Raw genomic sequence first — 12,282 nt, 5'->3', positions numbered from 1 at the left:
TGAATGACATCCAGCCTTCCGGACAGTTCCTCTTTTTATATTCTTACTAATTTCATACCCCTATTAAACAAATAAGCTTAGAAGTAAAACAAAACCGAGACCACTCACCGAAATAACAGTTTCTAGCACAGTCCAAGTTGCGAATGTTTCTTTCATCGTTAAGCCAAAGGACTCTTTAACAATCCAGAAACCAGTATCGTTAACGTGTGAAGCAATGATACTACCTGCACCTGTTGCTAATACCATTAATTCTAAATTGACATCTGTACCTGCCATCATTGGAATGACGAGTCCAGCTGTCGTTAATGCTGCAACCGTTGCCGATCCCTGTGCTACTCTTATAACAGCAGCAATCAGCCAAGCTAAAATTAACGGTGATATTGCACTACCTTCAAAAAGGACAGCGACATAATCGCCAACTCCACCATTGATCAATACTTGCTTAAGTGCGCCACCTGCACCAAGAATCAGTAACATCATACCGATAGCTCTGACTGCGTTTTCTGCTGATTCCATAAGCTGTTTCATTGGAATTTTCCGTGCGATACCCATTGTATAGATTGCCAGTAATACAGACAGCAACATAACAGTTGTTGGAGATCCAATCATTGTAACTAGGTCAAAAAACACGTTTTCTGTATCATTTGCATCTCTAGACAGTTTGACGATTGTTGAGAAAGCCATTAAAATAACCGGGAATAATGCAGTGAAAGCACTGATACCGAATCCTGGTGTATCTTCCAGTTTAAATTGTTTTGTTTCACCTATAGAAGCGATACTACCGCTTGTACTGTCTTTATCAAAAGCTTTTGGTACAAATTTTTTCGCGAACTTTGTGAATATTGGACCCGCGATAATGACGATTGGAATTGCAATTAGGAAACCGTAAAGCAATACCAATCCTACGTTTGCGCCGAATTCATTGGCAATAACTGTAGGACCTGGATGTGGCGGTAAAAATGCATGTGTAGCTGATAACGCGGCCGACATTGGCAGTCCTAAGTATAAAAACGGTACTTTTATTTGCTTAGAAATTTGATAAACGATCGGAATTAATAATACTAGACCTACTTCAAAGAACAATGCAATCCCTAGTATAAATGAGGCCACTACAACAGCCCATTGGATATACTTCAATCCAAATTTTTCAATCAACGTCATTGCAATACGTTGAGCACCACCAGAATCGGCGATTAGCTTACCAAGAATCGCTCCTAACCCAAAGACTAATGCGATACTACCTAACGTTCCCCCCATGCCAGTTTCAATTGATTTAACAATCTCATTTATTGGCATACCTAAAGCTAAAGCGATTAAGAATGAAACAACCACTAATGAAATAAATGTATTTATATTAAATTTCATGATTAATATGAGTAAAACAATAATCCCTAAAGCGACAATTACTAATGGCATAACTTTCTCCCCCTGTTAACTACAGTGTTGGTATAGTTTTAAACGATGTTGGCAACTATTCTAGAGTTCATCTCTATTTCTTTGATATACAGCAATTGATGCTACCAATTGTGATTTTATGTACTAACCTGTTTTATCATAACAAGCAACGGTAATCATCCTTCGGCAGACTGCATCAACAAGATCCTCTTGCAATTAACGTTGGTTGTAACCGATATACCTCAGGTTCCCCTTGTTCTTTTTCATTCATTTGCTTCATGAGTAATTTAACAGCCAGATTAGCCATTTCAATCATCGGTTGTGAAATGGTCGTAATTGAGGGTGTATAAAAACTAGCAAATGGCACGTCATCAATACCGATAACAGCTACATCTGCCGGGATTATTAAATTATGATTTTTTATATACTTCAGTACTTCCATGAGCACGAAATCATTCCCCGCCAATATGGCCTCTGGTGGAGCAACAAGCTCGAACAATTCATCAAGAGCCGATGATATGGCATCCGAGTCAGCCGTCTTCACATAGTCTGCGTTAACATTCAACTGATGACTCTCTAACGCTCTTTTATATCCTTGAATACGTTCAATTCGTGGACTTATATTTCGAATGATCGACGTAGTAACAATGGCGATTTTGCTGTAACCGCTTTCAGCGAAATGGTTAACAGCCAATTCTGCTGCTTTATCGTTATCGAGAAGAACAGTTTCAATCCCGAGATCCGCGATTGTCCTGTCCATAAAAACAAGTGGAAAACCAGATTTTTTCATTCTTTTGTATAAGTCGATATTTCCACCTGTTGGAAATATGATAATCCCATCCACTTGTTTCGCCATGAGCATCTCGATATATTCCTTTTCTTTTTCCGGTTCATCATCCGCATTACAGACAATTATATGAAAACCGTGTTCATAAAACTTGTTTTCAATCGCACGGATAATATGAGTAGAGAACGAATGAAGTATATTTGCGACAATGACACCGACGGTAAAAGTAGACTTCTGCGTTAAGCTGCGCGCTACTATGTTTGGACGATAATCCAATTCTTCGACTGCCAATTCAATTCGTTCTCGTGTAAGCTCACTCATATACTCATATCGTTTGTTTAAAAATTGAGAAACTGTACTTTTAGATACCCCTGCTAACTTTGCTACGTCCGCGATTGTTATGTTCTTCAAATGATCCAACTCCATTATCTAACTTTACACCATTATACACCGGAGTAAGCCATGAAGCCTCCATCTACTTGAATTGTTGTTCCTGTAACAAAACCAGAACACGATTCATCAACAAGAAACAGCATTGCCCCAAGTAAATCTTCAGGTTTACCAAATCGTTTCATCGGTGTAGCTGCAATAATTTTAGTTGACCGTGCAGTATGGCTACCGTCTTCATTGAGCAGCAGACCACGATTTTGAGTTGTTAGGAAAAAACCAGGAGCAATCGCATTTACTCTCATCCCTGTTTCCGCGAAGTGAACAGCTAGCCACATCGTAAAATTATTGATAGAAGCTTTTGCTGCACTGTACGCTGGTACTTTCGTCAATGGCGTATATGAACTCATTGATGAGAGATTCAATATAGAAGGTGTTTCTGATTTTAATAGTTCTTTTCCGAATACTTGTGTTGCCAAAAAAGTACCGGTAAAGTTTGTAGAAAATACTTCAGAAAAACCGTTTTCATCCAAATCGAAAAAAGTTTTACCCTCTTCTTGTTCATCATAGATCTCCGGATCGGTTATCGCATCAGCATGATTGCCACCTGCTCCGTTAATGAGCAAGTCTACTTGGCCGAATTGTTTAACGGTTTCAACCCGTGCACGCTCCAATGATGCTCTATCCAGCACATTCGCCGCTAATGCAATGGCTGTACCTCCAGCTTCTTTAATGCTGTCAACGATTTTCTGACCTTTTTCAGCGTCACGGTTTAGAATTACCACTTTAACGCCTTGGCGCGCTAATTCACGCGCCATTTCTGAACATAAAACACCACTGCCACCTGTTATGACGGCTACCCGTCCATTTAGGTTGTTATGAATTGGAATCATGATTCACCATTCGCTTTTTTCGTTTCATATGCGTCCCATAATCCTAATAAATACATGATGCCTAAAGCACGGTCATACAATCCGTAACCTGGTCGGCAAACTTCTCCCCAGATATGGCGACCATGGTCAGGTCTGACGTATCCATCGTAGTTCTGCCTATTTAGTTCTTCGACGACACCTTTTACGTCAATTGAGCCATCTTGCGTATAATGAGATGTTTCTACGAAATCACCGTTATCATAAATTTTCACATTACGGATATGCGAGAATGGAGCACGTGAAGCGTATTTCTTGGCGACTTGAACCATATCATTCTCCGGATTTGCGCCCATTGAGCCCGTACACATTGTAAATGCATTTGACTCGGAGTCAGAAATGGCAATCAGTCTTTCGTAACTTTCTGGACCTGTCATAATGCGTGGCAGACCGAAAATCGACCAAGGTGGATCATCCGGGTGAATCGCCATTTTTATGCCGCAAGCTTCTGCAACAGGTAAGATCTCTTTTAAGAAAATCTCAAGATTTGCCCAAAGTTGCTCTTCGTCCACTTGTTTGTATGCTTCGAAAAGATCTGTAATCTTATCCAATTTCTCCGGTTCCCAACCTGGAAGCGTCAGATCTGAAGCTTCACTTACTGTCCGGATTAACTCTTTTGGATCAAGGCCATCTACTTTTGCCTTTTCATAAAATAACGCCGTAGATCCGTCTTCTAGCGGATGGAACATTTCCGTACGTGTCCAGTCAAATATTGGCATGAAGTTGTAACAGATAACTTTAACGCCGAACTCTGAAAGATTACGGATTGTCTCTTTATAATTTTCAATGTATTTAGCACGATCTTCATTGCCAATTTTGATAGCTTCATGAACGTTTACACTTTCAACAACATCCGCATGGAAACCGAATGATTTAATGTAATCGACTTCTTCTTTAATGGCTTCTTTTTTCCAAACTTCTCCGGCAGGCACTTGGTGCAATGCCCATACGATACCTTTTGTGCCAGGAATCTGCCTTATGTGGTCGAGTGTGACAGTGTCATTGTCTCTTCCATACCAACGAAATGTAATATTCATTATGCCACTCCTTTTATTGTGAAATTTTGTTTATATATTGTTTACTCAGTTCCACTACTGCTTCGTACCCACCCGTTTTGTATGCTTTATTTAAATCACTGCCGATTCCAACAGCAACTGCACCCGCAGCAAGCCACTCATTTATATTGTCTAGATTGATGCCACCTGTTGGCATAATCTTCACTTGCGGTAATGGCCCGTTCACTGACTTAATGAATGACGGCTTAAAGTCGTTTGCAGGGAACAGTTTCAATACGTCACAACCTGATTCAAGCGCTTCCACCATTTCACGAATTGTCATACAACCCGGGAAATACGGAATGCCGTAACGGTTGCAAATACGTGCCACGTCTTTATTGAAATGAGGACTTACGACGAACTTCGCACCAGCCAAAATGGCATGACGTGCGGTTTCGGGGTCTAAAACTGTTCCTGCCCCTAAAAGAATGTCCTCATATTGCAACTCTTCGAACACTTTTTGAACGTTTGGCGTCGTATACGTCAATTCGATTGCCCGAATACCACCTTCAGCAGCTGCTTTTGACAACTGGATGGCTTCCTCTGCATCACTTCCGCGAATGACCGCAACAACTTTAGATGCCGCTATTTGTGCATGAGTTTCAAACTTTGACATGATTGTTAGCCTCCCTTAGTCGAATACAATAACAGCTTTGCGAACTTTATCTGGATTATTCTCCACAAATGTAAATGCTTCTTGCACATCAGCAAGTGCAAATGTATGTGTGATTAATCCATCGTGACGAAGTTTTCCTGTGTTTAACAATTCAACAACTCTTGGCATTTGGTTCGTTTGCAATCTTGAACCAACAATGGTTATCTCTTTTTTCGTTATTAATAACTGTGGAATTTGAGCCGGTCTTTCATCGAAACCAAGGACAACAACCGTTCCAGCTGGCGAAACAACGTCAATCCCCAGTTCAAATGTCATCGGCAGACACACTGCATCAATGACGACGTTTGCTCCCTCGCCTTGCGTCCATTCTTTCACGCGTTCTTTCACATCTTCCGACCCTACTTGGACTATCCTATCCGCTCCGTTTTCCCGTGCGAATGCCAAACGTTCTTCGCTTAAATCGGTCATCATAACAGATGCACCTTGTAGTTTGGCGAATTTCAAGATACAGATTCCGATCGGTCCTGCTCCTTGGATAAGAACAGTATCACCTTTCCCGACTCGACCTCTCCATGTCGCTTGAGCGCCGATTGTGTAAGGCTCCGCCATAACAGCTTCGTTCCAATCAAGCGTCGAATCGACTGCGTGGAGTTGCTTTTCAGGAAGAACGAAATACTCTCTCATCCCACCGTCTTCATGGACGCCAAACACCGATAGTTGTTCACAGACATTCGGACGTCCTTTGCGGCATGCGTAACATTCGCCGCAGTAACTAATCGGTTCTACGACGACATGGTCTCCGACTTTAAGCGTTGTGACATCCACTCCCGTTTCCACCACTTCGCCAGTTACTTCATGCCCGACCACGCGCGGCAATGTCGCAAGCGGATTCGTTCCGTGGTAGATATGCATATCCGATCCACAAATCCCTACGCGCTTCGTTTTCACCAGTACATCCGTAGTAGAAACTAGTTTCGGTTGTTCGACTTCATTGATGACAAGGTCATACGCTTTCCTGACTTGAACAGCTTTCATCTTGTCCACCTCACCTTTCGATACCTTTTTCTTGTCGGATGAAGGGCAATACTTCTTCTAAGTAAGGAAGTCCTTCATTGTCCCCGGATACAGTTGTAACAAGAGCTCCGACGCCATTTGCCAATTCCAGTCTTTCTTGCGGAGAAAAACCATTCAAATATGCGTAGATATAACCAGCATCGTATCCATCCCCTGCACCAACTGTGTCCACAGGATTGACTTTAAATGCTTCTTTTTCATACCAAGTACCATCCGTTAGAACTCTTGAACCGTTTGCACCATCTTTTATCACGAACTGATTTATTTGGAAACGCTTTGCACAGTCAATTAGTGCTTCATCTGAAGAATCTTCAAGAATTAGTTCGATTTCATCGAGTCCTGTCAAGAGAATATCTACATACGGGAATATTTGCATAAACGCCGCTCTTGCTTCTTCAATCGTCCACATTTTCAACCGTAGATTCGGATCAAATGAGACTGGAATTCCTGCTTCTTTTGCAATTTCAAGAACTTGTTTCACGATTTCAATATTTTTTGGATTTATCGATAAAAACACGCCGGTGAGATGAATCACATCAACTCCTTCAAACATGTCTTTCGTAATATCTTTTGGTTCCATTGTAAGCATAGGAGACTGATGGCGATAATAAAACGTCTTGCCCGAACCGTCTTCTTGAATTTCTTTAAAGTTTAGCGAGGTAGGATACCCATCCATGAGTTCGACATTCGTCACATCGATGCCTTCACCACGCGCGAAATTGTAAATGACCCGTCCAAACTCGTCATTTCCTAAACGGCTCACCCATTTTGACTTAAGACCAAGACGAGAGCATCCAATTGCAAAATTCAATTCTGCCCCGCCCACTTTACGAGAAAAGTTTGTTACAAATCGTAAAGGACCAGTATCTGCCGGATTCATCGTAATAAGACCATCACCAAGTGTTAGAATACTAAAATTTGAAGACACATAATTCCTCCTTTATGCCAATTCGAGCTGCTATTAGTTCTATAATTAATTCAATAAAACGGTTTACTAAATCGGTTTAGTAAATTATACAATGAAAAGGCTTACATAATCAAGCATTAGTTTATGAAATCTAAAAACTCTCTTTCTTACTCATTATTTTCAAGTGTTTTTAGAGAATGCTTTCTACAGATTCGTCCAGTTTATATAGGTATTCATTTATTCAACATATAGTCGTAAAAAAGTTTTCTGTTTAAAGTGGTTTATCTTAATTTCACCCGGGTATAGGTAGATTACAAGGCGGAACTACCGGAGGATGAACCTTAGTAGACGAGTAACCTACTGGCGATTCTGACGATGAATTGCACAGCCTTGGCGGAAAATTTGCTTTGCTGGCGATAGGTACACTTTCCAAGAACCGAGTGATTAGGTTCCAATCTCTATGTGTTTACTAAGCAGTAAGCGTACCATTTTTTGTGGAAGTGCAACTTGAAGACTGACTTCAAAAAGCAGATCGCGTACCAACCATCTTGCGACTGCATGGCCGAAAATGGCTAATTGAGTCAGCCCTATCAAACTGCACTGACGAGAGTTACATGATTATTCGTCAGAAAGAACAGTTTGTATGATTGAAAAAACTATCAAATTTTCCGAGTGCACCCCCTTTATTGGGGAATGAAAAAAAAGCATGGTCCTCTTAGTTTGAGGGCCATGCTTTTTTGTGCAATAAGGTGTTTGGTATTGACGATTTCTTATTGGCTTACGCTAGGTTTACCAATTGTCGCCATGTATTCTTTCTCCATACCGCCATCAAATCGACCTTCCCACTTGGACATTACAACGACTGCCAATGAGTTACCGATTACATTGACAACTGTTCTTGCCATATCTAGAATTCTGTCAATCCCAGCGATGAAGGCAAGTCCTTCAAGCGGTATTCCCACAGTTCCAAGCGTCGCCAGTAGTACAACGAAGGAAACGCCAGGTACACCCGCAATCCCTTTAGAAGTAACCATTAACACGACCATCAACGTAATTTGTTGCATAATACTTAATTCAATTCCATACATTTGTGCAATGAAGATCGCTGCAAGTGCTTGATAAAGTGTAGAGCCATCCAAGTTAAAGGAATAGCCTGTTGGGATGACAAAGGAAACAATGTCTTTCGGACATCCGAATTTCTCCATTTTCTCCATCACTTTTGGTAATACCGTTTCCGAACTTGATGTGGAATAAGCCAATAATAGCTCATCTTTCAAGACTTTGATAAGGTGGAAAACGCTTGTCCCGCACATTTTAGCAATAGCTCCTAGAACCACTATTACAAAGAACGCCATAACTGCGTACACCAGAACGAGTAATTTCCCGAGCGGAATTAAGGATTCTAGTCCAAATTTTGAAACCGTTACACCGATTAATGCAAACACACCAAATGGGGCAAATTTCATAATAAGATTCGTTACCCAGAACATCGCATCTGCGGTTCCCTGGAAGAAGGCCAGTATTGGCTCCCCTCTCTTACCAATTGCCGCAACACCTAAACCAAATAGGACAGAGAAGAAAATAATTGCGAGCATGTCACCCTCAGCCATCGACTGGATAATATTGCTCGGAACAATGTTCACGATAATATCCATAATGCCATTATTCGATACTTCTTCAGTTGTTTGTACGTATTGTGAAATATCCCCTTTTTCCATTGTAGAGATATCCAAACCGACACCTGGTTTAAATAAATTTGCTGCTAACAAACCAACAATAATCGCAACTGTTGTAACAATTTCAAAGTAAAGGAGTGTTTTACCACCGAGTTTACCTAATTTTTTCAAATCCCCTGTACCCGCAACCCCAACGATTAAAGTTGAAATAATAATCGGTACAACAATCATTTTAATCATCCGGATAAACATGTCCCCTATGGGTTGCAGATACTTTTCAACTGCAGGGTTGCCAAAGAAAATTGCTCCGACTGTAATTCCTAATATTAAACCTAGTAAAATCTGATACGCCAATGTAAATTTAAACTTTTTCATGTACCCACCTCTTTTCAAAATATGAAAACGCTTACGAATTCGTTTTTTAGAACTTGTAAGCAATTATATGTGGGCATTATAAAATCCGACAAAATCCGACATTTCATTTTAATCTATTAGTTAAAACCTTCTTCGTAATATAATAACTCCAGTATTCTTCCTATTGAACTTAGTTGTGTACGTTAAGATTGATTGTGTTTTTCAACCGTATCAAAGTACATCACTTGAAGGAATTTCTTTATATTTATTTTCACTTTCGTTGATTCATTACTGTTTTGATCAATTTCTTTCATCCGTCGCCGTATTTCCTCAAATTCAAAATAGCGAGGCGCATAATATTCAAACTTCGGATTCATATAATCGATTGACCCTAATGAAGCCAAATTCGTGACTGCTGTTAGAATCGTTCTCCGGATTCGTTGTTCAATCGACTTACTTTCTTTCTTTATATCCTTGTTCTCTGTTGTATTTGAACTAGCTACAGCCTCATAAAGATCTTTCAATGAAGGAAATTGAGTGCTCGACTCTTTACGATTCATTAAAAACTCCATCATCAAAACCATATCCTCACTACCTGGTTCGCTGATAATACCTAACTCATTTAACAATGAATAAACAATTTCTTTTACGCTCTTCCTCTTCGGTAAAACTCCAGTTGAACCGATATGAGCTAATGATTCTCGAATAGACATTAACGAATTTTTCAGCCGGAACTGTTCTGACATTTTCCTTAGGATGCTCTGCACTTCAACACGATTAATTGGTTTATGTATAAAGAACTCAACACCTTTTTCATAAGCTTCCCCAACCATTTCCTTATTTACAATTTGAGAAATCATAATGAATTGGCCTTGGAATCCCAGTGTTCTTAAATGTTCCATCGTTTCGATTCCATCAAGTTCAGGCATTAATAAATCAATCAAGACAAAATCTGGGTTTGTTGAATGGACAAGTGAGAGTGACTTGACCCCGCTTTCCGCTTCACCAATGACAACACCTAATTCACCTTCCGTAATTATTTTCGCCAACATTTTTCGACTGGCCGTATCGTCATCTATAATAAAATAGCGCAACTTGATTCATCTCACTTTCTAATGTTCTTCGTTGGAATTCGGATTTGAAAAATCGTTTCTTCATCCAAAGACTCTACTTGAATTTGACCTTCAAGCGTTTGTATTATATGTTGCACATGAGACAAGCCGATTCCCGTTGCGGCAACGCCATGATTGTTAAATTTCGTCGTATAACCCGCTTCAAAAATAATTGGCAAATCCTCTTCTAAAATCCCTATTCCCGTGTCTTTTAGTATGAAATGGGTGTATGCCGCTTCTTCGTAAACCGTTACTATAATTTCGCCTTTCTGCTCAATGGATTCAACAGCGTTTGCGGCAAGGTTATTCAATAGTGCGAGCAACGGGATTTGTTGAGTCGTCTCGAAATCAACGGAAAGCGATAGTTGAAAAGTGATTTTTTTCCTAAGCAAAATACTATATTTATCATTTGCGGTAACAACCAAGCTTAGCACTTCGGAAAGTAAGAGGACATCATTTCTTTTTTCTGTAGATATACTGGAAATCCCAGAAAGAATCCGTTGCGTGTCTTTTTTCACTTCGTGTATTTCTTGCGTGATAAGCAATGCTTGCACGCTTAACTCTTGAAGGTTTTCCTTTTTTAATTTCCGATATAACTCATGGCTCGCTGCCGTGATTTGTTCAATATGGTCCAATGACTTTTGTAGATAAAGACTTTCCGCATATAAGTCTGCACCCACGCCAAGCATTTCTTGCATCTGTTTCTTTTGTTCAGATACGGTGATCATGCTATAAAGTCCCACTACAAAAAAGCTGCGGAACAAAGCCGTCCCAGCTATTAATGCCCATTCACGAAAATCTAAATCCACATGCATTGACAATAAGTAGCGCATAAGATGCTCCGCGCTATTTCCGATAAATTCAAAAAGGAGAGCCCATGCGCCCAAAAGTAATGGAAACGCTTTGTATGGTTCAATTTTAATAATGCTAAATCCGATTGCAAATAGCACATAATACAAAAATGCAGGCAGGTGATTTTGTAAACTTGCCCAAAATGAAATAGTCTCAGTCGTAAAATCGCCAATTAATCGGAAACAAACCACCGTGATCCCCGTGATAAGACCCGTTCGAATCAATGGAATAGAAGGACGAATAAGAATGAGTAAAAAGAACGTAATACTTCCTAATCCAAAACGGAAATTCTCCCCGTTGAAAGGAATCACTTTAATCTCGCTGGCAATCGCGGTCAATAAAGCAATTACAACGTAAGTGACACCAGTAGTTCCGATACTATTTTTAAGTTTAGTTATAGACAACATGAATTTCTCCTTTTATGTCCCACCACACTGTTTGTGTACGATTATTATCAACCAATTGATTGATAAATGAAAGAAGTAAAATTTGTTTACTTGCGAAAGAGCGTACTGAATTCGTTTTGCAGTGTGTTTCCCTGTATTTTGGGTACACTACAGCTTACTGGAGGAGATAAAATGGCTAGCAAAAATAGGATTTTGGTACCTGGTGCACGACAAGCGTTAGATCAGCTGAAAGCGGACGTCATGCAAGCCCAAGGCTACGACGTGGATAAATCTGCACCCAATAACGTGAAATTCGAAATTGCGGAGGAACTCGGCATTCCACTATCAAAGGACTATAATGGAAAACTAACGTCGGAACAGGCGGGGAAAATCGGCGGCTCGATTGGTGGCAATATGGTGAAAGAAATGGTAAGAATGGCGCAAGAGCAAATGACAAAGAAATAAATCTAACGCTTGTCCGTAACCCAAGGGGCAGCGTTTTTATTTGTTGGACGGTTCGATGTAATGGTTGGACACTTTAACGCGTTCGTTGGATACTTCAGCTTAATGGTTGGAAACCACTACGTTCGTTGCAGAGTTCGGGATAATGGTTGGACACTCTGCCACGTTCGTTGGACACTTCAGCTTAATGGTTGGAAACCACCACGTTTGTTGGACACTTCAGCTTAATGGTTGGAAACCACCACGTTCGTTGGACACTTCGGCTTAATGGTTGGAAACCACCGCGTTTG

At 40.3% G+C, this 12,282-nt stretch carries 11 protein-coding genes; 1 reads left to right on the top strand and 10 read right to left on the bottom strand.

Features of this window, described 5'->3' with window-relative positions; translation table 11 throughout:
• Window positions 1–63: 63 nt before the first annotated feature.
• The 10 genes from MKZ26_RS21700 to MKZ26_RS21655 all read right to left on the bottom strand — a co-directional run bounded on the left by MKZ26_RS21700 (window position 64) and on the right by MKZ26_RS21655 (window position 11,548).
• Window positions 64–1,416: a gluconate:H+ symporter gene (locus tag MKZ26_RS21700; protein ID WP_067211010.1), complete on the bottom strand. Its 1,353-nt coding sequence runs from the start codon at window positions 1,414–1,416 to the stop codon at window positions 64–66.
• 175 nt (window positions 1,417–1,591) lie between these two features.
• Window positions 1,592–2,593 (bottom strand): LacI family DNA-binding transcriptional regulator, encoded by a 1,002-nt coding sequence (locus MKZ26_RS21695; protein WP_340767501.1) that lies wholly within the window; start codon window positions 2,591–2,593, stop codon window positions 1,592–1,594.
• Window positions 2,594–2,625: 32 nt separating this feature from the next.
• Complete coding sequence (locus tag MKZ26_RS21690) at window positions 2,626–3,462, bottom strand: SDR family oxidoreductase (protein WP_340767500.1); 837 nt, start codon at window positions 3,460–3,462, stop codon at window positions 2,626–2,628.
• Window positions 3,459–4,535, bottom strand: coding sequence for a mannonate dehydratase (uxuA, locus tag MKZ26_RS21685; protein WP_067211018.1), 1,077 nt, complete (start codon window positions 4,533–4,535; stop codon window positions 3,459–3,461). The genes MKZ26_RS21690 and uxuA overlap by 4 nt, the downstream gene beginning before the upstream one ends.
• 13 nt (window positions 4,536–4,548) lie before the next feature.
• Window positions 4,549–5,169, bottom strand: a complete 621-nt coding sequence (locus MKZ26_RS21680; RefSeq protein ID WP_340767499.1) for a bifunctional 2-keto-4-hydroxyglutarate aldolase/2-keto-3-deoxy-6-phosphogluconate aldolase — start codon at window positions 5,167–5,169, stop codon at window positions 4,549–4,551.
• Between the two features lie 15 nt (window positions 5,170–5,184).
• Window positions 5,185–6,204, bottom strand: coding sequence for a zinc-binding alcohol dehydrogenase family protein (locus tag MKZ26_RS21675; RefSeq protein WP_340767498.1), 1,020 nt, complete (start codon window positions 6,202–6,204; stop codon window positions 5,185–5,187).
• A 10-nt stretch (window positions 6,205–6,214) separates the two neighbouring features.
• On the bottom strand, window positions 6,215–7,171 hold the full coding sequence (locus MKZ26_RS21670; RefSeq protein WP_340767497.1) for a sugar kinase: 957 nt from the start codon (window positions 7,169–7,171) through the stop codon (window positions 6,215–6,217).
• 749 nt (window positions 7,172–7,920) lie between these two features.
• Window positions 7,921–9,201, bottom strand: a complete 1,281-nt coding sequence (locus tag MKZ26_RS21665) for a cation:dicarboxylate symporter family transporter (protein WP_340767496.1) — start codon at window positions 9,199–9,201, stop codon at window positions 7,921–7,923.
• A 182-nt stretch (window positions 9,202–9,383) separates the two neighbouring features.
• On the bottom strand, window positions 9,384–10,274 hold the full coding sequence (locus MKZ26_RS21660) for a response regulator (protein WP_067211031.1): 891 nt from the start codon (window positions 10,272–10,274) through the stop codon (window positions 9,384–9,386).
• 11 nt (window positions 10,275–10,285) lie between these two features.
• Window positions 10,286–11,548 carry an ATP-binding protein gene (locus MKZ26_RS21655; RefSeq protein ID WP_340767495.1) on the bottom strand — a complete coding sequence of 421 codons (1,263 nt, stop codon included), beginning with the start codon at window positions 11,546–11,548 and terminating at the stop codon, window positions 10,286–10,288.
• A gap of 174 nt (window positions 11,549–11,722) precedes the next feature.
• On the opposite strand from MKZ26_RS21655, the gene MKZ26_RS21650 reads away from it, so the two are divergent.
• Window positions 11,723–11,995 (top strand): alpha/beta-type small acid-soluble spore protein, encoded by a 273-nt coding sequence (locus tag MKZ26_RS21650; RefSeq protein ID WP_340767494.1) that lies wholly within the window; start codon window positions 11,723–11,725, stop codon window positions 11,993–11,995.
• Window positions 11,996–12,282 lie beyond the last annotated feature (287 nt).

Origin of the sequence: Sporosarcina sp. FSL K6-6792 (genome assembly GCF_038004885.1) — a bacterium.
Classification (GTDB): Bacteria; Bacillota; Bacilli; order Bacillales_A; family Planococcaceae; genus Sporosarcina; species Sporosarcina psychrophila.
The sequence above is the reverse complement of the archived record's forward strand: the minus strand, read 5'-3'. Positions and strand labels throughout refer to the sequence as shown.